The sequence below is a fragment of the Mycobacterium sp. genome (assembly GCF_004298145.1).
GTDB lineage: Bacteria > Actinomycetota > Actinomycetes > Mycobacteriales > Mycobacteriaceae > Mycobacterium.
In genome coordinates this window covers 47,427-71,302 of the sequence record NZ_SCRH01000058.1, presented here as the reverse complement: position 1 = coordinate 71,302, position 23,876 = coordinate 47,427, and the positions used below count along the sequence as shown (strand labels likewise).

Genomic DNA, 23,876 nt, shown 5'->3' with positions numbered 1-23,876 from the left:
AGGACGGCAACCACACCAACCACCATTGCCAGCCGAACAGGCGACATGGAGATCCGCCGTTTCGTCGGTCCTGCCACCTCGTCATCGCCGGCGCCGCCAGGTCCGTCCGACCCCGCATCCTCGTCTGCAGCTGCATCCGCACCCTCGTCGGAGGTCTCGTCACCTTCGACATCGCCGGCGGTGGTGGCCTGGTCTTGCGTCGATGACGCCTGTTCAGTGGTTTCGGTCTCGCCCTCTTCGCCTTCGGGGGCATCCGCATCTGCCATGTGTGCTCCTCGTTGGGCGGGATGTGCCAGATCGGTGTGTCGGTAGTGCAGCCGTCTGGTCCAACATACGTGCTCGTGGCGGGATCATACTGGCGACCGCGATCGAACAGGCGAGGCCGGTCATGGCACAACTTCGAGCTGACGCGGGCTACGGCCGCCCCCCACGATCCGCTGATGGTGGAACGAGTACGGTAAGCCGCGCGCAAAGCGCTAGTCGACATCGCCTCGGTGGCCGTCGCCAAGACGTGAGAACACCCTTGCTCGTCACACCGGAGTGAAGTCGGAGATCAGCCAGCGCCCGCCTACTTTGTCGAGGGTTACTCGGACACTTGACGCGGTTCCGCTGGCCGCGGTCATGTCACTGTTGAACGTTTGATCGACGAAAAGCATGACGACGGCCTGGTTCGTCGTTGCCCAAACGGACGCTGCGGACGGTACTGTCGCCGCGGCCGAAATGTGCTTCCGATGTGAATCCGGTATCACCACGTCGTGGGTGTACGCGGTGTAGGAGACCTTGAACTTGCCGGTCAGCCGTTCTCGCGCCGCCCGAAGTTCGCTGTCCACGTTGTCGGCGTGGTAAGTCAGCATCGCCGCGGCGCCGTCTGCGGCCGCACGAACCGAATCGACGCGCGCCTGTTGCAGGAAATGCGCCGATACCGTCTTCCAGGTCAGGTACCCGGCACTACCTCCCAGGATCACCAGCAGCGCCGGCAGCACGCCGAAGGCAATGACGCAAGCCGCGTGGCTGCTCAACGTCGCTCGAGGCGCGCTCGCCGTCCCGTCATCCTGCGCGTTGTCGAGGTCGCACGACTGTTCACCATGCGCAGAGCCCCACTGTTCATCGATCTCACGCTCGTTCGCGTCGTCGTCGCTGTGAGTACTGGACAGCGATGTCTCGATGGGTGCGCCGCGATCAACATCGCGGGGTAGCCGATGCCTCCCCATCGCGACGTCCTGGGGGCGGAAATCACTGACGGACTTGCTCTTTGTCAAACGCATTCGCATGGGACCACCCCACTTCCTCGCAACCGATCAGTGACTGCTTGGTTCGACGGTCATATCAGTGACCAAGTTAATCAGTCGCATCACCGGTTGCACGCCGGGTCGGCATCATCGGCGGCGCGCGCTCTTCATGTAACTGCACCACGCGCGTTCGATAGCTTCGCCATCGCCCGCCTGGATCAATCCTGCGATCTTTTCATCAGACCACACCCGCCGGTGTCATTGCACTCACAGCCGGCGGATTCCTCTCACCTGCCACCTTTTGCTGACCGCGACGCTCGGCACGGGTCAACTGGGCGCGCATCGCTGAAAATACTCTGTACCCCAACATGATTCAGATCCGCTGATCCCGTGAGCCACTCTCAGCGGCGATGCGCGATAGCTATAGCGCCGCGTCGAGCAGCGCCACGTAGGCGTCGATATCGGCAACGGCCGACGCCGCCGCGTGCACGCTGATGGCGATGGTGTCACCGATGCCGTGCACGCCGTGCGTCAGCCCCATCATCGGCGACAGCGCCGGATTCCCGGCCGTCAGCAGCACCCGGGCGCCACCGAAGCTCAGATCGGCCGCGCCCCGGTAGACGCTGGACACCACGGTGTTGCCGGCCACCTGCTCCGGACGCTCATCGAGGTCGAATTGGTTTATACCCCAACGCAGCAGCGCGGCGGGAACCGCCGCGAAAGCGCGGTCGGAGGCACCGGCGGCCGGGTGTTGAAATCGGCGTCGCCCGTTGGCCAGCTGGGCCGCGATCCGCTCGGCGCGGGCCTCGGATCCCAGTGCCGGGTACAGCCCCACCACGACGTTGCCGAAATGGTTATGCGCCTGGGGTGCGCCGGGCTTGGCCATCGGCACCTCGGCACCCAGCGAATCGACCTGCCCGCCAAGGAGGTTGGACAGGGCCTCCGAGACTGCGCTCAGCACGCCGACCGTGACCGTGGGGCCGGGCATCCGCGAGCGGTGCCGCACCAGCGTGCGCATCGAACGAGCACCGTCGGGACGCGCATTCGTCGGCAGCATCGGCCGTGGCCCGGCCCCGGCCACCAACAGCCCCGCGCGGGTGTCGCGCACCAGGTGGCGATGGGTGCGCGCCGCAATGGCGGCTCGCCAGGGCAGGAAACCCACCCCCGGCACCGGCACCTCGGGCACCGGATGGTGACGGCCGAAAAGCCAGGCCGCCATGGCGGCGGCGCGGGCACCGTCGGCCAGCGCGTGTGCGACCTGCATCACGGCGACGACCCCCGGGCCGGGGACGCCCGGAATGCCGCGCACCGGAGTGAAAACGTGCAGCCGCCAAGCCATCCGGCGAACGTCCAGTTGGTCACCGGCAAGGCCGGCGACGGCCGCCAGGCAGCCGGCCCAGCTGTGCTCGGCGAGGTCGTGGCGGACCACCTGCTCGGGCGTCACCGCCGCCGCTACCCATTGCGGATAGCGCAGGCTGCCTCGTTCGCGCACGCGCATCGTCAGCGCCGGGTCGGCGTTGGCCCGCCGGCAGAGCTGCTCGACGGTACGCGGGTAGTCGGCGGGCTCGCCGTCGAAGGCGTACAGCAAGAACTCGTCGTTGGGGATTTTGGCCGACATCCAGTAGAACTGCGCATCGACGGCCGCCATCCGGTGCCCCGGCACGGTGTCAGCCGGGCGAGCCGATGAACCCGAGCACCAGATCGGCGACCTTGTCGGGCTGTTCGAGCTGCAGGAAATGGCCGGCATGTTCGACGATGCCGACCTCGCTGCCGGGCGGCAGCACCTTTTCCACCCAGCGCGCGAAAGCCGGTGTCAGGCAACCGTCGTCGCGACCATGCAGATACAGACACGGCAGCACCGGTTCTTCGGTCCACAGCTGGTTCAATTCGGCATAGCGCGCCGACGGCCGCGTGTTGCGAATGGTGGCGCGGTACGGTCCCAGCGCCGCACGCCAGCTCTCCGGCGCCCCGATCGCGGCGTCAACGTGGCGCAGATCCTCCTCGGCGCGATAGCCGGGCGACCACCGCCGCCACAGCAGCGGCAACACCCAGGAAGCGGAACGTTCAGGCAACCAAGGTAATTGGAAGTACATGATGTACCAGCTACGGAACACCTGGCGCGCCAGATGGGCGGCCAGCCGCCCTCGCTCGGCCACGTCGCCGCCGTGCCGGCGGAAGGCCGCCGACGGCGGCACCGACATGATCACCGCCTTGGTGAACGGGCTGTCGGGCATGGCGGCCAGGCCGGTGGCGGCGATCGCGCCCCAGTCGTGGCCGATGACCACATCGTTTTCGGTGCCGCCCGCAGCCGAGCGCACCCGCAGCGCGTCGTCCATCAGCGCACCCACCTGATAGCTGCCGTCGACCGGGATCGACGACGGCGCGTACCCGCGCATGAAGGGCGCGACGACGCGCCACCCCGCCTCGGCGAGCCGCGGCGCGAACTTGCGCCAGCCGTAGGCGGTGTCGGGGAAGCCGTGCAGGCACAACGCGAGGGGGGCATCGGGTGGCCCCCAGGTGAGTGCCTTCAGATCCCCGGCAGGGCCGGTCACGTCGATCCAGCCTGGTTCAGCCATCTTCACTCCCTGCTCGGCGCGTCCGCACGGACAAACCTAACCCGTGCCGCTTGAAGAAGCACCGACCGCAGTAAGTATGTAGTCAAACCATCACTGCATCAGCGGTTTTCACTATTGCGACGCGGCGGCTCGGTCCAGATCGGCGATGATGATCTTGCGCATGCCATACATCGCCGTGGTGGCCGCAGCCGCCCGGGCGCGATCGGGATCGCTGATCAGTTCATAGAGCCGGTACGGGACGATTTGCCAGCTCAGCCCGAAGCGGTCCTTGCACCAGCCGCACTGCGATTCCTCGCCGCCGTCGGTCAACCGCTCCCAGTAGTAGTCGACCTCGTCCTGGTCCTTGCAGTGGATCGTGAACGACACCGCTTCGCTGAACTGGAAGTGCGGACCACCGTTGATCCCGATGAACCGGGCGCCGTCCAGCACGAAGCTGCCCGACAGGACGGTGCCGGGCTCCCCCGGTCCGGCGTCGGTGGTCCGGTTGAACCCCTCGATGTGGGCGTTTCCGAACACCGAGGTGTAGAACCTGGCCGCTTCCTCCAGGTTGTCGTCGAACCATAACGACGGGGTGATCGATGGCATGTCCGCGGCCTCCTTGGTGGCTGGTGGGGGTTCCTCTGACAGACTCCCGCGATCACCGAAACTCATCGGGTCGTCGGCCCCCCGAAGAGTGCTTATGCGACCTATGTAACGTCAGGACGCATGAGCACCGTCAGCAGCAGCCCCGAGACGGTCGAGTTTGCCGGCATCAAGGGCATCACCCTGGTCGCCGACGAATGGAATCGGGGCGCCGACGCCGCCGGCCGGCCGAGCATCCTGATGCTGCACGGGGGCGGCCAGAACCGGTTTTCCTGGAAGAACACCGGTCAAACGCTGGCCGACGAGGGGCTGCACGTGGTGGCGCTGGACTCGCGGGGGCACGGTGACAGCGCCCGCTCGCCCGATGCCGACTACGAGATCGAGACGTTGACGGGCGACGTCCTGCGGGTGCTGGAGGTGATCGGCCGGCCGGTGACGATCATCGGGGCGAGCATGGGCGGGCTGACCGGCATTCTCGCCGCGCACCGGGCCGGGCCCGCGAAAGTGACCCGATTGGTGCTCGTCGACGTGGTGCCCCGCTTCGAGAAAGGCGGCAGCGCCCGCATCCGCGATTTCATGTTCAGTGGCCTCGACGGTTTCGAGTCGCTGGAGCAGGCCGCCGACGCCGTCGCCGCTTACCTGCCGTACCGGAGCAAGCCACGCAGCCCCGAGGGGCTGAAGAAGAACCTGCGCCTGCGCGACGGCCGCTGGTATTGGCACTGGGACCCGGCGTTCATGACCAAGCCCGGTGACGATCCCGAACTGCGCACCGAGAGCTTCGAGCAGGCCGCCAAGAACTTGCGGATTCCCGTCTTGCTGATCCGCGGCAAGCTGTCCGACGTGGTGAGCCCCGAGGGCGTCCGGCACTTCCTGGCCACCGTGCCGCGCGCGGAGTTCGTCGAGCTGTCCAACGCCGGGCACACCGCGGCCGGCGACGACAACGACGCGTTCAGCGACGCCGTGGTGAAATTCGTCAAACGCCACTGACCGGCTTGGTCAAACGCGGTTAGTTCGCCGGCTTCTCCGCGTGCCCGCCGAATTGCTTGCGCATCGCCGAAAGCGCCTTGTTCGCGAAGTCATCGAGCGAACGCGAGGCGAAGCGGGACTGCAACGCGGTGGTCAGCACCGGCGAGGGGACTCCCTCGTCGATCGCCGCGATGGAGGTCCAGCGGCCCTCGCCCGAGTCCGAGACGCGCCCGGAGAATTCCTTCAGCTCCGGGGATTCGTGCAGCGCGATCGCCGTCAGATCCAATAGCCAGGAACCGATGACGCTGCCGCGCCGCCACACCTCGGCGACCTCGGGGATGTCGATGTCGTACTGGTAGAACTCCGGGTTGGACAGCGGCGCCGTCTCGGCGTCACCTTCCTGGACGTGCTTGCCGATGTCGGCGTTGCGCAAGATGTTCAGCCCCTCGGCGAGCGAAGCCATCATCCCGTACTCGATGCCGTTGTGCACCATCTTCACGAAGTGCCCGGCACCGGCCGGCCCGCAATGCAAGTAACCCTGCTCCGAGGTCGCGACCTCGCCGTCGCGGCCCGGTGTGCGCGGGGCCGCGTCGACGCCCGGTGCGACGGTGGCGAAGATCGGTTCGGCGTGTGCGAACGCCTCGTCGTCGCCGCCGATCATCAGGCAGTAACCGCGTTCGCGGCCCCACACCCCGCCGCTGGTGCCGCAATCCAGGAAATGAATTCCCTTCTCCGACAGCGTCTTTGCGTGGCGGATGTCGTCGCGATAATAAGAGTTCCCGCCGTCGATGACGATGTCGCCGGACTCGAGTGTCTTGGCCAACTCGTCGATCACCCCCGTGGTGATCGTCCCGGCCGGGACCATCACCCACACGACGCGCGGCGCCGTCAGCTTCTCGGCGAGCTCGTGCAGCGAGGACACCCCCGTGGTCTTGTCCTCCCCCGCCATTGCCTCGACCGCGTCGGGGTTGTGGTCGTATACCACGCATTCATGTCCGCCCGTGACCACGCGGCGGACGATGTTGGCGCCCATCCGGCCGAGGCCGATCATCCCAAGCTGCATCGTGTCTCTAGTCTCCTTAACTATTTGGTGGGCGTGCTGTGCGGCAGCCACGGCTCCTGCCAGGTGTGGTGACCACGCACCAGCTTCGCCGCGGCCTCGGGTCCCCAAGAGCCTTGGTCGTATGCGTGGATTCGACCCGGCTTGTCCAGCACCGGCTGCACGATGCGCCACGTCTCCTCGATGGCGTCCTCACGGGCGAACAGCTGGCGATCTCCATTGAACGCGGCGTAGAGCAGCCGTTCGTAGGGGCGTACCGGTTCGCCGAGATCCTCGGCGAACGAGGAGTCCAGGTGGACGTCGTGCCACGAGTCGCCGAGTTGGGCGGACAACTGCAACCGCATCCCGGGGTCGGGGTCGATGCGCAGCACGATCTGGTTGGGGCCGGGTGGCCGCCGGTTGGGCAGGAACGAAAAGCCGGGAACGTGGTGGAGGAACATCCGGACCTCGGTGACCTTCTCCGGCAGTGCCTTGCCGGCGCGCAGGAAGATCGGCACTCCAGCCCAGCGCCAGTTGTCGATCTCGGTCCGCAGCGCGATATAGGTCTCGGTGGTGGAATCCTTTGCCACTCCGGGGACTTCGGTATAGCCGCGGTACTGGCCGCGAATGCAGCGTTGCGGGTCCAGCGAGGGCATCGCCCGGAAGACTTCGGCCTTCTTGTCGTTCAGGTCGTCGTCGCCGGCGCCGACCGGGGGCTCCATGGCGACCAGCGCGAGCACCTGCAGCAGATGGTTTTGCACGACGTCGCGAAGTGCGCCCACCGCGTCGTAGAACTTGCCGCGGTCCTCGATCCCGAAGTCTTCGGCCATGGTGATGTGGATCTCGGAAATGCTCTCGCGGTCCCACAGCTTGGCCAGGGCGTTGTTGGCGAATCGCAGGTACTGCAGTTCCTCAACGGGTTGTTTGCCCAAAAAGTGGTCCACACGCAGGATTTGGTCTTCGTCGAGCACCGCACGCAGCCGGGCGTTGAGGTCGCGCGCCGACTCCAGGTCATGGCCGAACGGCTTCTCTATCGCCACCCGCGCCCGCTCCAGCAGGTCGGCCTTCGCCAGGTTCTCCACGATGGGCGCGAACAACGACGGCGGCATCTCGAGGTAGTAGAGCGGATGGGAGTCCGAGCCGATCTCCCCGGCGAGCTGCGTGTAGAGATTGGCGTCGGTGACGTCGCCGTGCAGGTAGGACAGCCGGCCGGCCAGCCGGTCGAACACCGCGTCGTCGAACTTCTCGCCCGATTTCTTGATGGCCTCCCGCGCCAGGTCCACCAGCTGCTCGGTCGTGATGTCGTCGCTGGCCACACCGACGATGGGGTGGTTCAGCTCGTCGCGTCGCTCGAGCCGGTACAGCGCCCGAAACGTCATCTTGCGCGCCAGGTCGCCGGTGATTCCGAAGATCACCAGCAGGTCAGATGAATAACTGTCGCCGTCGGCCAAAACCGCTCCTCCCGGAAGTCACCTAATCAACACCCCTGAGATCACTACCCGCGGCCGGCAAACCCAACCCTAGACACTGCTCACAGGGCCGACAACCAAAGCGGACCGCAGCCTTGCAAGGATGACCGACATGGGTGACGCGCTGCATGTCTCGGTCTACATTCTGGCCGGGGTCGCTGCGGTCGAGGCCGGCGGGTTGGTCGTACTGTGGCAGCTGCTGGCGCGCACCCACCGGGAGCTCGACGAGCTGCGCCAGCGAAACGACGCCCGCAACTGGTTGCTGTCGGGCGGTCGCGAAGCCGTGAAAACGGTATGGAACACCGCCAACCTGATGCGCAAGGAGGGCTTCGGCGCCGCCGTGCGCAGCTCGATCGAGGACCTCGCGGACTGGGCCGAAGTCGAGCGACCCGACCTTGCCCGGGTCACCCCGGACGGCCGGGTGGTGATCCTGTTCTCCGACATCGAGGAATCCACCGCGCTCAACGAGCGGATCGGCGATCGGGCCTGGGTCAAACTGATCAGCGCACACGACAAGCTGGTCTCGGATCTCGTGCAGCGGCGGTCCGGCCATGTGGTGAAGAGTCAGGGTGACGGATTCATGATCGCCTTCGCTCGCGCCGAACAGGCGGTGCGATGTGGTATCGACCTGCAGCGCGCGTTGCGCAGGGACGCAAACCGCAAGCGGCACGACGAGATTCGCGTTCGCATCGGCATACACATGGGCCGCTCGGTGCGCCGCGGTGATGATCTGTTCGGCCGCAACGTCGCCATGGCGGCGCGGGTTGCGGCACAGGCCACCGGTGGCGAGATACTGGTGAGTCAGCCGGTGCGGGACGCGCTTTCCGACTCCGACGACATCCGGTTCGACGGCGGCCGCGACGTCGAGCTGAAGGGTTTTTCGGGCACCTACCGGTTGTTCGCCGTTGAGCCCTCGGCCGATCCGGGCTGAAGGCCTCCCCCGTCGTATTCGGCCAACCGCTGATGCAGCCGATCCCGGACCTCGTCGGCGGTGTACGCACGCCGCTTGCGCTGGTCGCGAACCACCAGCGCGCCGCCGGCGACGACGCCGGCGGCACCGGCCAGCCCCAGCCACTTCCACACACTGCGCATGACACCAGGCTATGCGGAGTCCCCGTCGTCGTGCGCTGGTTGTGATTGACTTGTGTGCCCGCAACGCACGGCACCGCGACGTGCAACCGGGCACATGACGACGACGAGATCGGCGAAAACTGCAGCGGCGAACGGGCTTACACGAAGATGCTCACCCTGAACCAAGCGCTCGAGGAAACGCGGACCGGCGACCTTTGGCTGTTTCGCGGCGGTTCGGGACCCGACCGCGCCATCCAGACGTTGACGAACAGCCCGGTGAACCACGTGGGCATGACGGTGGCCATTGACGATTTACCGCCGCTGATCTGGCACGCCGAACTGGGTGACAAGCTCGTCGACCTGTGGACGGGAACGAATCACCGTGGCGTGCAACTCAACGATCTGCAGCAATCCGTCTTGCAGTGGACCCAGCGCTACGGTCAGCGGTGCTGGCTGCGCCAGTTGACTCCGCCGGCCGACCGCGAGCAAGAGAACAAGCTGCTGCGCGTCATCGCCCGCATGGACGGCACCGCGTTCCCGACCACCATGCGCTTGACGGGGCGGTGGCTGCGCGGCCGGCTGCCGAACGCCTACGACTGGACGCGCGGAATCCCGCTCGTGGACAAGAAGGTTCGAGAGTCGACACAGCGACGTAAGGAGCGTCAGCGCCTCGGGCTGGAAGCGGCCTACTGCGCGGAAACGGTGGCCATCACCTACGAGGAGATGGGCTTGATGAGCACGGAGAAGTACTCGAACTGGTTCGACCCGGGCTCGTTCTGGAGCGGCGACAGTCTGCCGCTCGCACCGGGCTATGCGCTGGGCGGCGAAATCGAGATCGTGGTCGGCTAGCGCAGGGTCAGCCGACGGCCATCTCGCCCATCTCCGACCAGCCCGTGCCATCGATCGTCTGGCTGATGATCTTGGGCGTGGACTTCAGCGCCTGCGGGAGCTCTTGCATCGCCCGGTGAAAGTGATCGCTGTTGACGTGCGCGCCGCCCGCATCACCATCCCGGAACGCCTCCACCAGGACGTACTCCGCCGGGTCGTCCAGGCTGCGTGACCACTCGAACCACAGGTTGCCTTCCTCGGCGCGAGTCGCCGCGGTGAACGCGGCGACGAGTCCAGGCCACCGGTCGGTCCACTCGGGTTTGGTTTCGAACTTGACGACGATGAAGATCATTGCGGCCCCGCCTAGATTCGCTGCTTCCGGTGCGCCCGCCCGATCGCCGCGGGCAGCGCCAGCTTATCCGGCCGTGGATTCCACCGCGGCCGTCGCGGCGGCTCGACACCGGATGCGATTTTCCGTCGACGATAACCACAGCAAAGTGTGCTCATACGTCACAAAGGACGCACGAGCACACTTTCGCCGCGACACGCACTTCCGTCACTTTGGCGCCGTAGTGTCGTAGGTCACACGGAGACGGATACCGGCATCATTTCACTATTCGCCGACGCAGCGGATGGCCCTGTCCGATCGTCAGAAGAAATAATCCGAACTCCCGACGCCGGCGTTTCATTTGTCGTTAATTCGTAATTACCACGTCGCCGGGCAAAGGTAACTCAGGACTCGACGGTTCCGGCATCGGGGGTGCCGGGGCATCGACCAGAATGGCCGTCGCTTCCGGCGGCGGCAGAGGAGCATCCGGCGGTGGCGGAGGAGCATCCGGGGGCGGGGGCGGGGCATCCGGCGGCGGCGCAAGAGCGTCCGGCGGCAGCGGCAAAGCGTCCGGCGGCGGCGCTCCACCATCCTCCGGCGCCATCGGAAGGAACATGTGATGCGTGAATCCTGCCTGGTAGGCGCCGGGGCCGCCGACGTGCACACCGCCGCGCTCACCACTGGCCACTGAGGTTCCGTCGGGCAGCGTCACCGCGGTGTGGCCACCGTTCCAGCCAATGACCAAGGCGTTGGGCGCGGTCCCATATTGGAACCCACGCGCCAGCAGCGCGGCTTCTTCGTTTCCGGTATTAAATCGATCCCCATAAACTGGCCTATCAGTCGCTGCATTCGCAATCCACGAAGCAAGTCCCGAACAATCAGTCCCAGCGGGAGAATCCCCACCCGCAATATATGGGGTGCCGGAGACCTGGCTGATCAACGACATCAATGTTGCAATAACGACCATGGGCAGCGAGGCTAGCAATAACATTTATTGCGAACCAAAATTTGTGGCGCAGGTCATTCGGTAAACCGGTAATGACCTACGCCGCAGCTAAAGCAAATTTATTACACACGGGTATATTTTTGGCGGCGAATTACCTGCGTTTTAGACCGGTCGCGCCGATCGGCGACCCGATCCTTTCTGCCGCCAGCCATTCGATCCGCCAAACGCCATCGATCCGAGGCCACCTGCCCGCGAGCGGCGGTGTTGTCTCAGATGGGAGTCCATATTCCGTTGTTCCAGATGCCCCAATCGGCGTCAGTCGGGTTCCACATCATTTGAGCCCCGGGCGCCCACGCCGGTTGGGGCGGCTGCGGCGGCGCCCACGCCGGCGGGGGTCCCCAGGGCCCCCAGCCCGCCGGGCCGGTCGGACCGCCCGGGTGTTGCCAGTCGTGGCACCGATTCCAGTCCCAGTCCAAGACATTGCCCCACGCCGGGTTCCACGAATCGCCCGGGCACCAATGGCCGGTGGGGGCCGGTGCCGCCTGCGCGACGGAGCCGCCGGCCAGCCCCAAAGCCGACAGTGCCAGCCCGCCACCCACCAGCACGCTCGTAGACCGCCGTAGCCACGGTCCCGGTCGTTTGACACTCGTCATCTCCCAAGGATTTCCCTGGACCGGGCTCCGGGCAAGTGGTGATTCGGATTGTCCGGAACGTCTAGGTCGCCGTACGACGATCCCTTCCTTCGCCGGCTACCTAGAGGTTGAAGCGGACTTCGACCGCATCGCGCGTCGAACAACCGGGGCCCCGTCGAGACGTTGAATCGGAGTGGGTCGACAGCGTCATCGTGTGTCCACGAGCCGCTTCACGTCGGAAGCCGGCCATGCCCCACCGACGTGCGTACCGCCGCGCCCGGTCATCGGGCCGGCAACGCGACGCCCGGCACCGTGTCCGCCAGGTCCGGTCGACTCTTGGCGAAACCCCGAATCGCGCGACAGAACGGCCACAGGCCAACGACATCAACGGTCGTGAGCGAGCACCTCGGTAACAACGCCCAGCGCCTCGTAGGTAGACCGTGCACGTGCGTCCCGAGTGACCAAAACGGCACCGTGTTCGCGAGCAGCCAACGCAACCAACCCGTCGTACGTCGCACCACCGGCAATCCCTCGTCGGGCGAACTCTCGATGGGCCGAACGCGAGGAACGCGCACCGAGCTGCAGCGGCGCGGCGAAGTTCGCATCGATCAACGCCACCGCATCGGAAGCATCGACGCGCGCATCGCCAGGCAATCGGGTCAGAACCGAATACGTTTCCGCCAAAGCATGCCCACAAAGACCCAGGGTTCGACTCTTCGCCCACGCAGCGACCAACGCGTGGTGTCGGTGCGAGGTCATCAGCAGTGGTATCGCGACACTGGTGTCGACCGCGGTGACAGGCACGGCCGTCAACGTCGCCCTGAGTCGATCAGAGCGAACATCATCTCGTCGGTGATTTCGGTGTCTGCGCGAGCTACCAAGCGCCCGTTTGCATCCCGCTCAATCCGAGCAGTTCTGCCACCGGGGGTGATCTGCAATCCGCCCCCATATGCCGAGATGTCGACCTTCGCGCCAGGAGTCAGCCCCAGCGCGTCGCGCAGTTGCTTAGGCAGGACGATACGGCCACCGGAATCAATGACAGCCTCCATGGGAATAGCCTACCAATGAAATCCCATTCACACCGTCAGCGTCGACCTGCTTTACGAGCAACACGATGAGCTGATGACCCGTCCGCATTCGTTCCAGCCACCGCTGGAATCCAGGGCGCCGATCGCGTGCACATCCGCCACGCTCGACGTAGCCGGCTACCCCTAGACGTTGAACCGGAACTCCACCACGTCACCGTCGGTCATGACGTAGTCCTTGCCTTCCATGCGGACCTTGCCGGCTGCCTTGGCCGCCGCCATCGACCCCGCGGCGACCAGGTCGTCAAAGGAGACGATTTCGGCCTTGATGAAACCCTTTTCGAAGTCGGTGTGGATCACCCCGGCGGCCTTGGGCGCGGTATCGCCCCGGTGAATCACCCACGCGCGCGCCTCTTTTGGGCCCGCCGTCAGGTAGGTCTGCAACTTGAGGGTGTGAAAACCAGCCCGCGCCAACGCATCCAGTCCACGCTCGGTTTGCCCGATGGACTCTAAAAGTTCGGCGGCCGACTCGTCGTCCAGCTCTTGCAGCTCAGCCTCGATCTTCGCGTCCAGGAACACCGCGTCGGCGGGTGCGACCAGCGCGCACAGCTCGGCCTTCCGGGCATCGTCGGTCAGCACGGACTCGTCGGCGTTGAACACGTACAGAAAAGGCTTGGTGGTCATCAGATTCAGCTCGCGCAGCAATGCCGCGTCGACACCGGCCGCGAACAGCGTCTTACCCGAGTCCAGCACCGCCTGCGCGGCGACGGCCGCCTCATGCACGGGCTTGCGCTCCTTGTTGTTGCGGGCTTCCTTCTCCAGCCGCGGTACGGCCTTCTCCAGGGTCTGCATGTCAGCGAGGATCAGCTCGGTCTCGATCACCTCGATGTCGGAGCTCGGATCGACCTTGCCGTCGACGTGCACGACGTCGTCGTCGGTGAACACCCGCACCACCTGGCAGATCGCGTCACACTCGCGGATGTTGGCCAGGAACTTGTTGCCCAGCCCGGCGCCCTCGGAGGCGCCCTTGACGATTCCGGCGATGTCGACGAACGTGACCGGCGCCGGCACGATCTTCTCGGAACCGAACATCTCCGCCAGCTTGTCCAGCCGCGGATCGGGTAGCGGAACGACGCCCTCGTTGGGTTCGATCGTCGCGAACGGATAGTTGGCCGCCACCACGTTGTTCCGGGTCAGCGCGTTGAACAAGGTCGACTTGCCGACGTTCGGCAGGCCGACTATTCCGAGGCTCAGGCTCACAGGGAGCCAAGTCTAGGGGTCACGGCGGCGCCGGACGATCGGGACCATCGCGCGAGCGATCGTGCGCGAGAACGGGGCACGCCAAGCGACCCCTGGGAGGTATTTACGGGCCTTTTGGCCCATTCCCGGTACGGTCTACATGTGTCAGCACAGCGGGCCAGTGCGACGGTGGACAGTGCCCACCGTTCGATCCACCCAAACATCCCAGGCGCCCCCTGGTACGCAGCCCTGCTCATCGCCGTCACCGCGACAGCCATCGGCTACGGAATCGACGCTGGTCACAAGGAACTGACCCACGTCTTCGCGGGCTTCTATATAGCGGGTTGCGTGGCGGCGGTGCTCGCGGTGCGCCAGGACGGCATCTTCACCACGATCATCCAGCCGCCACTGATCCTTTTCTGCGCGGTGCCCGGCGCCTACTGGCTGTTCCACGACGCCAAAATCGGCCGCCTCAAAGACCTGCTGATCAGCTGCGGCTATCCGCTGATCGAGCGCTTCCCGCTGATGCTGGGCACCGCCGGCGCCGTGCTGGCGATCGGACTGGTCCGCTGGTATTTCGGAAGCGCCAAGGGCGCCACCACGGCGGGCACCTCCGCCGGTGCCACCAGCGTCGACGTCAAGTCCTTCTTCAGCAACATCGGCGCCAAACTGCAGTCGGCGCTGCAGCCCGACGCCGACGCCGACGACACCGACGAGGCCCCCGAGGGGCGCCGCGGGCGGACGTCGGGCTCGTCGGCGAGGGCCCGCCGAACGGCGCGTGACGGTCGCTCGTCCACGCGATCCACGCGCAGCTCCCGGCACGCGCGACCGCCCCTGGACGACGAATCGCCCGAGCGGCCCGAGCGGCCACGGCGCAGCAGCAGCCGCCGAAACCCGACGTCGTCGCGCGAATACGACGCCGCGGAACCACCCCGCCGGTCACGCCGCCGGCCCAGGCCGGAGGGCGACCCGGAGCCGCGGGAGCCGCGCCGCGAGCCACGCGCCCGCCGCAATCCCTACGAGCGGCCGTACGACCGGCCCGCGCCGCGCAGCAGCCGTTTCGACGGCTTTGAGTCCTTCGGCGACAGGTACGACCCCCCGAGCGGGCCCGAGAACTCGGGCCGCTCCGAAAACCGCTACGACAGCCGCGAGCCCTACGAGCCGCGGCGCCGGCGGCCGCCATCGACCGGGAACAATGGGACGCATCACCCCATCCCCCAGGTCCGTTACCGCGGCGGCGGCACCCAGGACCAGCCGCGCGAGCCGCACTCCGAGCGCCGGAGTCGCTCACGCACACCGGGACGCGCGCACGGACGGCCCCCGGCGGAATCCTGGGAATACGACGTCTGAGGAGCTCAGCGAGCTGACCGGATCTCGCGCGGCAGCGCGAACACGAGGGTCTCCTGCGCCGTAGTGACCGGTTGCACCATCTCGAAGCCGCACTCGGCGAGCCGCTCCAGCACGCCTTGCACCAAGACCTCGGGAACCGACGCCCCGGACGTGACACCCACCGTGGTGACGCCGTCAAGCCATGTCGGGTCGATGTCGTCGGCCCAATCGACCAGGTGGGCGGCGGCGGCCCCGCCACCCAGCGCCACTTCGACCAGCCGCACCGAATTCGACGAATTGCGGGACCCGACGACGATCACCAGCTCGCACTCCGGCGCCATCGCCTTGACCGCGACCTGCCGGTTCTGGGTCGCATAGCAGATGTCGTCGCTGGGTGGATCCTGCAGCTTCGGGAATCGTTGCCGCAGCCGCTCGACGATTTCCATCGTCTCATCGACGGACAACGTGGTCTGCGAAAGCCACACCACCTTGTCCTCGTCGCGGACCGTCACGTGGTCCACGGCGGCGACGCCGTCGACCAGCTGCACATGGTCGGGCGCCTCCCCGGCGGTGCCGACGACCTCCTCGTGGCCCTCGTGGCCGATGAGCAGGATGTCGTAGTCGTTGCGGGCGAATCGTCGAGCCTCGTTGTGCACCTTGGTCACCAGGGGGCAGGTGGCGTCGATGGTGCGCAGATTACGGTCGGCGGCCGCTGCGTGCACCGAGGGTGCGACACCGTGCGCGGAGAACACCACGATGGCGCCTTCGGGCACCTCGTCGGTCTCCTTGACGAACACCGCACCGGCCTTTTCCAGCGTGCTGACCACGTGCCGGTTGTGCACGATCTCGTGACGCACATAGACCGGCGGTCCGTGCTTTTCCAACGCGCGCTCCACGGTCTCCACGGCCCTGTCCACGCCCGCGCAGTAACCGCGCGGCTCGGCCAGGAGCACGCGTTTGCGCGTCGGGGGGACGGCTACCGAGCCGGATGCGCCAGGAATCCCCATGTCGACAGTCGAAGGCATGTCCTCCAGGGTACGTTCTGCCGACACGGGGCTGCCAGCTCGCACCGACGGGCTTGGAGTTAGCCGCCGCTTAAGGCAATCTTGGACCCATGGCTACTGCACCGTATGGGGTTCGGCTGCTGGTCGGCGCGGCGACAGTCGCCGTTGAGGAGACCGTCAGGCTGCCGAAAACCATCCTGATGTACCCGATGACACTGGCCAGTCAGGCGGCGCACATCGTGATGCGCTTCCAGCAGAACCTCGCCGAGCTGGTGATCAAGGGGGACAGCACCCTCGAGTCGATTTTCCCGCCCAAGGACGAGCAGCCGGAATGGGCGACCTTCGACGAGGACGTGGATGACGGCATCGACGGGGCTTACGCCGCTCTGCCCGACAGCAGCGAGGGCGAGCGCAGGGCCGAGGGACGGTTCGCGCTGTACTCGGTGGCCGACGCGCACGAAGACGCCAGCGCACTGACCAAACCCGCCCGCCCATCCAAAAAGCCGGCGGCCAATGCATCGGTATCCCAGCCGGCGGTGGCCAGCGAACTGGACTACGCGGTGCTGACGCTGGCCCAGCTGCGGGCCCGTCTGCAATCGCTGAGCGTGGACGAACTCGAAGCCCTGCTGGCCTACGAGCAGGCGACCAAGGGCCGCGCGCCGTTCCAGACGCTGCTCGCCAACAGGATCACCCGCGCGAACGCGAAGTGACCCGAGCCGCTACTTCCGAACCGAACTCCGCCGAGAACCCTTTTCCGGTGCGCGCGGTGGCAATCCGGGTCGCGGGCTGGATCGACAAACTGGGCACCGTCTGGGTGGAGGGTCAACTCGCCCAGGTCTCGATGCGGCCCGACGCCAAAACGGTGTTCATGGTGCTGCGCGATCCGGCGGCCGACATGTCGCTGACCGTGACGTGCCCGCGCGATTTGGTACTGAACGCGCCGGTGCAGCTGGCCGAGGGTACGCAGGTGGTGGTGCGCGGCAAGCCATCGTTTTACACGGGCCGCGGCACATTTTCGTTGCGGCTCAGCGAGATTCGGGCGGTGGGGGTCGGTGAACTGCTGGCACGCATCGATCGGCTGCGCAGGCTGTTGGACGCCGAAGGGCTTTTCGATCTCCGACTCAAGCGACCAATCCCCTTCCTGCCCAACATGATCGGCCTGATCACCGGCCGGGCCAGCGCGGCCGAACGCGACGTGACAACCGTGGCGGCCGGTCGCTGGCCCGCGGCGCGTTTCGCGGTGCGCAATACGGCGGTCCAGGGGCCGGGCGCGGTTGCGCAGATCGTCGACGCGCTACGTGAGCTCGATCGCGACGCCGACGTCGACGTCATCGTCCTCGCCCGTGGCGGGGGCAGCGTCGAGGACCTGTTGCCGTTCTCCGACGAGACACTGTGCCGCGCGATCGCGGCGTGCCGCACCCCGGTGATCAGCGCGGTCGGTCACGAACCCGACAACCCGCTGTGCGATCTGGTCGCCGATTTGCGTGCGGCCACCCCCACCGACGCGGCCAAGAAGGTGGTTCCCGATACCGCGGCCGAGCAGCGGCTGATCGACGACCTGCGCCGGCGCAGCGCGCAGGCGCTGCGCAACTGGGTATCTCGCGAACAACGGGCGCTTTCCCAGATACGCAGCCGCCCGGTGCTGGCCGAGCCGCTGACGGCGTTGACGGCGCGCGCCGAGGAGATTCACCGCGCGCGATCGGCGATTCGCCGCGACGTCACTCGGCTGGCCGCCACCGAAACCGAACGGATCGGCCACCTGAGCGCGCGGCTGGCGACGTTGGGGCCGGCGGCCACACTGGCGCGGGGCTACGCGGTCGTGCAAACGGTCGGCCCCGCCGAGAGCCAGGTGATGCGTTCGGTCGACGACGCGCCGGCGGGCACCCGGTTGCGGGTGCGGGTGGCCGACGGCGCCGTGGCCGCGCTCAGCGAAGGACCGGCCGATGGCGCGTAAAAACGACGGCGGGGGCAGCTCGGCCAGCCCGGAGGAGACCGAATCCATTACACCTATTAGTCACCTGGGCTATGAAGCGTGCCGCGACGAACTGATCGAGGTCGTGCGCCTGCTGGAGCAGGGCGGGTTGGACCTGGATGCGTCGCTGCAGCTATGGGAAAGAGGCGAACAGCTCGCTAAACGCTGCGAAGAACACTTAGCTGGCGCACGCAAGCGGATCGAGGATGCGCTCGCGGCGGGCGACGTCGAGAACGCCTGAATCGCGTCGTATCGGAGGGCTCAGTTGAAGGATTTTTTCCAAACTGGAACACGTTTCAGTTATGATTTCACGCATGGGTGATGCATCACTGACGGTTGAACTCGGCCGCGTCCTGGTCACCGGGGGTTCCGGATTCGTCGGCGCCAACCTGGTGACCACCCTGCTCGACCGCGGGTATCGGGTCCGCTCGTTCGACCGCGTCCCGTCTCCGCTGCCGCAGCATCCGCAGCTGGAGGTGCTGCAGGGGGACGTCACCGACGCGGCCGTGTGCGCCCAAGCGGTCGAGGGCATCGACACGGTCTTCCACACCGCCGCGATCATCGACCTGATGGGTGGCGCGTCGGTGACCGAGGAGTACCGGCAGCGCAGCTTCGCGGTCAACGTCGGGGGCACCGAGAACCTGGTCCGCGCCGGGCAGGCGGCCGGGGTACAGCGCTTCGTCTACACCTCGTCGAACAGCGTCGTGATGGGCGGCCAGAACATCGCCGGCGGTGACGAGACGCTGCCCTACACCGGCCGGTTCAACGATCTCTACACCGAGACCAAAGTGATCGCCGAGCGATTCGTACTGGGCCACAACGACTCCCCGAATGGTGGGGCCGGCCTGCTGACGTGTGCGATCCGGCCCAGCGGCATTTGGGGCCGGGGCGACCAGACGATGTTCCGCAAGCTGTTCGAAAGCGTGATCGCCGGTCACGTCAAGGTGTTGATCGGCCGGAAATCGGCCCGGTTGGACAACTCCTACGTGCACAACCTGATTCACGGTTTCATCCTGGCGGCCCAGCACCTGGCGCCGGGCGGCACAGCACCCGGTCAGGCGTATTTCGTCAACGACGCCGAGCCGATCAACATGTTCGAGTTCGCCCGGCCGGTGATCGAAGCCTGCGGCGAGAATTGGCCCCGGGTCCGGGTGAACGGACCGATTGTGCGCGCGGCGATGACGGGTTGGCAGCGGCTGCATTTCCGGTTCGGGATACCGGCGCCACTGCTCGAGCCGCTCGCCGTCGAGCGGCTGTATCTGGACAACTTCTTCTCGATCGCCAAGGCGTCTCGCGATCTTGGTTATCGGCCCCTGTTCACTACGGAGCAGGCGCTGTCGGAATGCCTGCCGTACTACGTCGGCATGTTCGAGCAGATGAAGCGAGAAATGGTGACGTCCACGGCATCCGTCTAGCGGAAGCTCACCATCTCGCTGCCCCATGCGGCGCGGATGTTCGCGTCGACGTCATGCGCGAGGGCGTCATTTTTGTCGATGACCAGGCAGGCACGATCGTTCGCCCGGTACGGCGACCATTCCGGCTCGCCGGCGGGGCCCGCGGGCTTGGCGTGCGCGGCGAAGTTGATCCATCGGGTACGCACCCTCTTGGATACCGCCTTGGCGGTTCTGGTGCCACCGAGCTTCAGCGTGGGATCCTTGGGGGCACCGAGATTGCCCCAGACGTACGGCAATTCGGTGGCATGCGCGGCCCTGACCATCAGCAGTTTCAACAACGGGGTCGAGTAATCGAATCGGTACAGGTACACCGGCGCCACGCGGCTGTGCCCTTCCGCGAGCCACACCGACGGCATCCGGAAGCCGACGTCGGTCGCGATGCTCAAACTCCTTGCCTTGCGCCGCAACCGCGAATATGCCGAGCCGATCTCGTCCTGGGTGGGCAACTGCAAATCGGGTTGTTCGGCGGCGATCTGGTTGAACATCGACGTGATCGCGCTCGGGGTGATCGGCATCAGCGGCGAGCGCATCAGCCGGAAGAGTGCCGCCTCGTGTTTGTTGGTGCCGATGATGAGCGGGACCGGATGGGTGCGGCCCCCTTGCGCCAGCTTGACCGGATAGTCGCCCAGCACGTCACCGTCGACGATCGGCACGAACGCCAGCGTTCCCGGATTGCGCACCGGCACTTCGTCGAACACCTCTTGCGAGGCGGCCAGTATCCCCGCCATCGGCATGTCGACCAGCCGTTGCGACTGGAACGGGGCGATTCCCAGCTTGTCAAGGAAGGCTTCGGCAACCCGGTGCGCACGGTCGCGGTCGTACACCGAGGTGGCCGGCGAGCTCTGCGCGATCGCGCCGGTGAACAAGCCCGTTGCCGCCGGGCTGGCCAGCAGCGTGGTGACGATCCCCGCCCCGGCGGATTCACCGAACAGCGTCACCCGTTGCGGATCGCCGCCGAAGGTAGCGACGTTGTCGCGCACCCACTCCAATGCCGCCAGCGCGTCGCGCAGCCCGACGTTCGAGTCGAAATGTCGCCCCGCGGTGTCGAACGACGACAGGTCGAGGAAGCCGAGCACCCCGAGCCGATAGTTGACCGTCACCACGACGACATCGCCGTGGCCGACCAACCTGCGGCCGTCATAGAGGGTCTGGCTGCTCGACCCCAGGACGTAGGCACCGCCGTGCAGCCAGACCAGCACCGGTTTGGCGTCACCGGGCCGGGTGTCACAGGATGCCCAGACGTTGAGTCGCAAGCAGTCCTCGCCCTGCGGCGCACCCAAATCCAGTGGCATGTTGGGAAATACCGGTTGTGGGCAGGCGGGTCCGAACGCGGTGGCGTCGGCGACACCAGTCCAGCGCTCGGGCGGTTGCGGCGCCCGGAAACGTAGGTCGCCCACCGGGGCCGCCGCGTATCGAATGCCCTTCCACACCCTGACGCGGCCCTCGTCGACGCCACGGACGGGGCCGTAGCAGGTTTCCACCACCAGGTCGTCGGTCGCCATGCGGGGCTTCCTAGGTGAGCCGCTCGGTGAGAAATTCGACTACCCGTTTGCGGGCCTCGTAGGCGGGCTGGCCGTCGACCTCGCGGACCTCATCGGTGAGCACCGAATGCGCCATCTTGCCGAAGCCGTGTTCATTGCCCGGGCTCGAATCGATGTCGATGACCTCGAACGCGTCGCCCAGGCGCTCCTTGAGGGTCGCGAACCGTTCGCCGGGCGCCATCTTGTCCTCGCTGAACCGCAATCCCATGGCGCACAAGCCGTCGTTGGCGCAGCGGTCGGCCACGGTGGTCAGCTCGGACTCGCTCAAGCCTGGGTCGCGGCGCCGCGCGGCGCCGAGCGGGAACGGGACCGATGGCTGAGAAAGCACCGGCGCCAGCACGCTGTCGTCGACCGCGGCCGCCAACGCGAATCCGCCGGTGAAACACTGGCCGATCACGCCGACACCTCTACCCGGCGTGCAGGCATTGAGGTCACGCGCCAGCGCACGCAGGAACCCCGCCACCGGTCGCTGCTTATTCAGCGCCAACGCCGCGAATTCCCTTGTCACGCAGGCTCGTCCGATGGCACCGATGAGGTAACCGGCCGTCTTGGCCCTGCCCGGATCACCGAACAATGACGGCATGGCGACGGTGAAACCGTTGTCCACCAGGTGATTACCCAGCCCCAGCACGCCGGGGTGGATGCCGGGGATCTCGGGGATCAGCACCACGCCGGGGCCGGCGCCCTTGCGGTAGACGTCGTGGGTATAGCCGCCGCCGCTGAACGGCGCCGCCGACCATCCGGACAGATCGGCCTCTGGTGCGCTCACACGAGTCCCCTCCTATCGGCTTGCCGGCAACGGCGGTTGCGACTGCGTCGCCGACGCCAGCGTACGAAACTGATCGCTGTTTCCGGCGCCGGTTATCGCAATCTGTGTGGCGCCTCCCGGGCCGCTGAGCCGGGTCGTCCACACCGCCTCGGCATCCGCGCCGCTTTGGCCGGAACCCTGATAGACGACCCAATTGGTCCCGTCGACGTCGACCGCACCGGTCGGGTACGCCGACGGATGAATCGAATTGATCAGTTTGTCCTCGTCGGCGTTGCTCTGGGTCAGGCTCAGATACATTCCGCTCGGACTGATGTAGCCGACCATCGACGTTTGCGCGTTCAGGCGTTGACCGGTCGAGGGGTCGGTTCGCCCGTTGGGGATACCGCCACGGTGCCCGGAGTTGGCCTGCCAGCCGTGGGGCAGCTGCGGTTGGCGGATAGGAAAGCCGAACGTCGACGCGTCCGCCCGCAGGGCCGTCGCCGCGTCATAGGACGGGACGGCGCCCTGGTGGTTGCCCACCTGAAACGAACACATGCCCAGCAGGCCGGCCAGCACCACGCAGCCGATTACCAGCGGAATCAGGGACCAGAACATGTCCCGGCCGTCCTGCAGCAGCCGCGGCTTCGCCGGCCTGGGAGCGGGCCCGGCGGCCGGGGCCGGCTCGCCGGCGAGACAGCCGTCCGAGCTGGCGTTCAGCGGCGGCTTCTCGGTCATCCCCCGAGTATCCCAGTTCCAGCGGACCGATCCGCTTCTGGGACAATCACCAACCATGACAGTTGAGGGCGACCGCTCGTCCACCGCCAACGGCCGAGCCGCAGCGCAGGGGCGGCCGCGCGGTGAGGCTCCAGACCGCAACCTGGCTTTGGAGCTGGTCCGCGTCACCGAGGCCGGCGCCATGGCCGCCGGCCGCTGGGTCGGCCGCGGTGACAAAGAGGGCGGTGACGGGGCAGCCGTCGATGCGATGCGCGAGCTGGTCAACTCGGTGTCGATGCGCGGCGTGGTGGTCATCGGTGAGGGTGAGAAGGACCACGCGCCGATGCTCTATAACGGTGAGCACGTCGGCAACGGCGACGGTGCGGAGTGCGACTTCGCCGTCGACCCGATCGACGGCACCACGCTGATGAGCAAGGGCATGCCCAACGCCATCTCCGTGCTCGCGGTGGCCGACCGCGGCGCGATGTTCGACCCGTCGGCGGTGTTCTACATGAACAAGATCGCCGTCGGCCCGGAGGCCGCGCACGTGCTCGACATCACCGCGCCCATCGCCGAGAACATCAAGGCCGTCGCCACGGTGAAGGCGCTGTCGGTGCGCGACATGACCGTGTGCATCCTGGACCGGCCGCGGCATGCCCAGCTGATCGAAGACGTCCGGGCCACCGGCGCCCGCATCCGGCTGATCACCGACGGCGACGTCGCCGGCGCGATCTCGGCCTGCCGGCCGCACTCGGGCACCGACATGCTGGCCGGGATCGGCGGCACCCCGGAAGGCATCATCGCCGCCGCCGCGATCCGGTGCATGGGTGGCGCCATCCAGGCGCAGTTGGCGCCCACGGACGACGACGAACGCCAAAAGGCCATCGACGCCGGCTATGACCTCGACCGGATCCTGACCACCGAGGACCTCGTGTCCGGTGAGAACGTCTTCTTCTGCGCCACCGGGGTCACCAACGGTGACCTGCTCAAGGGCGTGCAGTACTACCCCGGTGGCTGCACCACCCAGTCGATCGTCATGCGGTCGAAGTCGGGCACCGTCCGGATGATCGAGGCCTACCACCGGCTTTCGAAACTCAACGAATACTCCGCCATCGACTTCACCGGCGACAGTTCCGCCGCGTATCCGCTGCCCTGACCACCAGATCGAAGAACATCGAAGAACG

The 23,876-nt window shown here is 66.7% G+C and carries 25 protein-coding genes and 2 pseudogenes; 9 read left to right on the top strand and 18 right to left on the bottom strand.

Going from position 1 to position 23,876, the window contains the following annotated elements; genetic code table 11:
- The 5 genes and pseudogenes from EPN51_RS25805 to EPN51_RS25785 form a co-directional block, all read right to left on the bottom strand.
- Positions 1 to 266, bottom strand: a pseudogene (locus tag EPN51_RS25805) (hypothetical protein); the annotation flags it as partial.
- A gap of 264 nt (positions 267 to 530) precedes the next feature.
- Positions 531 to 1,211 (bottom strand): hypothetical protein, encoded by a 681-nt coding sequence (locus EPN51_RS25800; RefSeq protein WP_293048543.1) that lies wholly within the window; start codon positions 1,209 to 1,211, stop codon positions 531 to 533.
- 439 nt (positions 1,212 to 1,650) lie between these two features.
- Positions 1,651 to 2,892, bottom strand: coding sequence for a WS/DGAT domain-containing protein (locus EPN51_RS25795; protein ID WP_293048541.1), 1,242 nt, complete (start codon positions 2,890 to 2,892; stop codon positions 1,651 to 1,653).
- 4 nt (positions 2,893 to 2,896) lie between these two features.
- Positions 2,897 to 3,805 (bottom strand): alpha/beta fold hydrolase, encoded by a 909-nt coding sequence (locus tag EPN51_RS25790; protein ID WP_293048539.1) that lies wholly within the window; start codon positions 3,803 to 3,805, stop codon positions 2,897 to 2,899.
- 111 nt (positions 3,806 to 3,916) lie between these two features.
- Complete coding sequence (locus tag EPN51_RS25785; RefSeq protein ID WP_293048537.1) at positions 3,917 to 4,390, bottom strand: VOC family protein; 474 nt, start codon at positions 4,388 to 4,390, stop codon at positions 3,917 to 3,919.
- Positions 4,391 to 4,510: 120 nt separating this feature from the next.
- Here EPN51_RS25785 and EPN51_RS25780 point away from each other — a divergent pair, with 120 nt between their 5' ends.
- Complete coding sequence (locus tag EPN51_RS25780) at positions 4,511 to 5,374, top strand: alpha/beta hydrolase (protein WP_293048535.1); 864 nt, start codon at positions 4,511 to 4,513, stop codon at positions 5,372 to 5,374.
- Between the two features lie 19 nt (positions 5,375 to 5,393).
- On the opposite strand, the gene gnd is transcribed toward EPN51_RS25780, so the two are convergent.
- Positions 5,394 to 6,416 (bottom strand): phosphogluconate dehydrogenase (NAD(+)-dependent, decarboxylating), encoded by a 1,023-nt coding sequence (gnd, locus tag EPN51_RS25775; protein ID WP_293048533.1) that lies wholly within the window; start codon positions 6,414 to 6,416, stop codon positions 5,394 to 5,396.
- 20 nt (positions 6,417 to 6,436) lie between these two features.
- Positions 6,437 to 7,843, bottom strand: a complete 1,407-nt coding sequence (locus EPN51_RS25770) for a glucose-6-phosphate dehydrogenase (RefSeq protein ID WP_293048531.1) — start codon at positions 7,841 to 7,843, stop codon at positions 6,437 to 6,439.
- A 121-nt stretch (positions 7,844 to 7,964) separates the two neighbouring features.
- Between EPN51_RS25770 and EPN51_RS25765 the strand changes: the two genes are divergently transcribed.
- On the top strand, positions 7,965 to 8,792 hold the full coding sequence (locus tag EPN51_RS25765; RefSeq protein ID WP_293048529.1) for an adenylate/guanylate cyclase domain-containing protein: 828 nt from the start codon (positions 7,965 to 7,967) through the stop codon (positions 8,790 to 8,792).
- On the opposite strand, the gene EPN51_RS25760 is transcribed toward EPN51_RS25765, so the two are convergent.
- Positions 8,750 to 8,953, bottom strand: coding sequence for a hypothetical protein (locus EPN51_RS25760; RefSeq protein ID WP_293048527.1), 204 nt, complete (start codon positions 8,951 to 8,953; stop codon positions 8,750 to 8,752). The genes EPN51_RS25765 and EPN51_RS25760 overlap by 43 nt on opposite strands.
- Before the next feature lie 147 nt (positions 8,954 to 9,100).
- Between EPN51_RS25760 and EPN51_RS25755 the strand changes: the two genes are divergently transcribed.
- Complete coding sequence (locus tag EPN51_RS25755) at positions 9,101 to 9,781, top strand: guanylate cyclase (RefSeq protein WP_293048551.1); 681 nt, start codon at positions 9,101 to 9,103, stop codon at positions 9,779 to 9,781.
- Positions 9,782 to 9,788: 7 nt separating this feature from the next.
- On the opposite strand, the gene EPN51_RS25750 is transcribed toward EPN51_RS25755, so the two are convergent.
- From EPN51_RS25750 to ychF, 6 genes and pseudogenes are all read right to left on the bottom strand, one after another.
- Positions 9,789 to 10,112, bottom strand: a complete 324-nt coding sequence (locus EPN51_RS25750; protein ID WP_293048525.1) for a putative quinol monooxygenase — start codon at positions 10,110 to 10,112, stop codon at positions 9,789 to 9,791.
- Positions 10,113 to 10,689: 577 nt separating this feature from the next.
- Positions 10,690 to 11,079: pseudogene (locus EPN51_RS25745) on the bottom strand (peptidoglycan endopeptidase); the annotation flags it as partial.
- A 224-nt stretch (positions 11,080 to 11,303) separates the two neighbouring features.
- Positions 11,304 to 11,687 (bottom strand): hypothetical protein, encoded by a 384-nt coding sequence (locus tag EPN51_RS25740; RefSeq protein ID WP_293048523.1) that lies wholly within the window; start codon positions 11,685 to 11,687, stop codon positions 11,304 to 11,306.
- Positions 11,688 to 12,050: 363 nt separating this feature from the next.
- Positions 12,051 to 12,479 (bottom strand): type II toxin-antitoxin system VapC family toxin, encoded by a 429-nt coding sequence (locus tag EPN51_RS25735; RefSeq protein WP_293048521.1) that lies wholly within the window; start codon positions 12,477 to 12,479, stop codon positions 12,051 to 12,053.
- The gene (locus EPN51_RS25730; protein WP_293048519.1) at positions 12,476 to 12,715 is read right to left on the bottom strand and encodes an AbrB/MazE/SpoVT family DNA-binding domain-containing protein; all 240 of its coding nucleotides are present in this window, start codon (positions 12,713 to 12,715) and stop codon (positions 12,476 to 12,478) included. Before EPN51_RS25730 ends, EPN51_RS25735 begins: the two co-directional genes overlap by 4 nt.
- A 162-nt stretch (positions 12,716 to 12,877) precedes the next feature.
- Positions 12,878 to 13,951, bottom strand: coding sequence for a redox-regulated ATPase YchF (gene ychF, locus EPN51_RS25725; protein ID WP_293048517.1), 1,074 nt, complete (start codon positions 13,949 to 13,951; stop codon positions 12,878 to 12,880).
- Positions 13,952 to 14,092: 141 nt separating this feature from the next.
- Here ychF and EPN51_RS25720 point away from each other — a divergent pair, with 141 nt between their 5' ends.
- Positions 14,093 to 15,280, top strand: a complete 1,188-nt coding sequence (locus EPN51_RS25720; protein ID WP_293048515.1) for a DUF6542 domain-containing protein — start codon at positions 14,093 to 14,095, stop codon at positions 15,278 to 15,280.
- Between the two features lie 5 nt (positions 15,281 to 15,285).
- Here EPN51_RS25720 and EPN51_RS25715 read toward each other — a convergent pair whose 3' ends face one another.
- Positions 15,286 to 16,284 (bottom strand): 4-hydroxy-3-methylbut-2-enyl diphosphate reductase, encoded by a 999-nt coding sequence (locus EPN51_RS25715; protein WP_293048513.1) that lies wholly within the window; start codon positions 16,282 to 16,284, stop codon positions 15,286 to 15,288.
- An 89-nt stretch (positions 16,285 to 16,373) separates the two neighbouring features.
- On the opposite strand from EPN51_RS25715, the gene EPN51_RS25710 reads away from it, so the two are divergent.
- The 4 genes from EPN51_RS25710 (at position 16,374) to EPN51_RS25695 (ending at position 19,650) form a co-directional block, all read left to right on the top strand.
- On the top strand, positions 16,374 to 16,973 hold the full coding sequence (locus tag EPN51_RS25710) for a lipid droplet-associated protein (protein ID WP_293048511.1): 600 nt from the start codon (positions 16,374 to 16,376) through the stop codon (positions 16,971 to 16,973).
- Positions 16,970 to 18,217: an exodeoxyribonuclease VII large subunit gene (gene xseA / locus EPN51_RS25705; protein ID WP_293048509.1), complete on the top strand. Its 1,248-nt coding sequence runs from the start codon at positions 16,970 to 16,972 to the stop codon at positions 18,215 to 18,217. Before EPN51_RS25710 ends, xseA begins: the two co-directional genes overlap by 4 nt.
- Positions 18,207 to 18,476 (top strand): exodeoxyribonuclease VII small subunit, encoded by a 270-nt coding sequence (locus EPN51_RS25700; protein WP_293048507.1) that lies wholly within the window; start codon positions 18,207 to 18,209, stop codon positions 18,474 to 18,476. The genes xseA and EPN51_RS25700 overlap by 11 nt, the downstream gene beginning before the upstream one ends.
- Before the next feature lie 61 nt (positions 18,477 to 18,537).
- Positions 18,538 to 19,650 (top strand): NAD-dependent epimerase/dehydratase family protein, encoded by a 1,113-nt coding sequence (locus EPN51_RS25695; RefSeq protein WP_293048505.1) that lies wholly within the window; start codon positions 18,538 to 18,540, stop codon positions 19,648 to 19,650.
- Here the strand turns inward: EPN51_RS25695 and EPN51_RS25690 are convergent.
- Genes EPN51_RS25690 through EPN51_RS25680 form a run of 3 tightly spaced genes read right to left on the bottom strand, consistent with a single transcriptional unit; the run spans position 19,647 to position 22,713 of the window.
- The gene (locus tag EPN51_RS25690) at positions 19,647 to 21,191 is read right to left on the bottom strand and encodes a carboxylesterase/lipase family protein (RefSeq protein WP_293048503.1); all 1,545 of its coding nucleotides are present in this window, start codon (positions 21,189 to 21,191) and stop codon (positions 19,647 to 19,649) included. The genes EPN51_RS25695 and EPN51_RS25690 overlap by 4 nt on opposite strands.
- Before the next feature lie 10 nt (positions 21,192 to 21,201).
- Positions 21,202 to 21,999 carry a dienelactone hydrolase family protein gene (locus EPN51_RS25685; RefSeq protein ID WP_293048501.1) on the bottom strand — a complete coding sequence of 266 codons (798 nt, stop codon included), beginning with the start codon at positions 21,997 to 21,999 and terminating at the stop codon, positions 21,202 to 21,204.
- Positions 22,000 to 22,011: 12 nt separating this feature from the next.
- Positions 22,012 to 22,713: a DUF4245 domain-containing protein gene (locus tag EPN51_RS25680; protein WP_293048499.1), complete on the bottom strand. Its 702-nt coding sequence runs from the start codon at positions 22,711 to 22,713 to the stop codon at positions 22,012 to 22,014.
- A gap of 55 nt (positions 22,714 to 22,768) precedes the next feature.
- Between EPN51_RS25680 and glpX the strand changes: the two genes are divergently transcribed.
- Entirely contained in the window at positions 22,769 to 23,848 is a 1,080-nt protein-coding gene (gene glpX / locus EPN51_RS25675) for a class II fructose-bisphosphatase (protein ID WP_293048497.1), read from the top strand.
- Positions 23,849 to 23,876 lie beyond the last annotated feature (28 nt).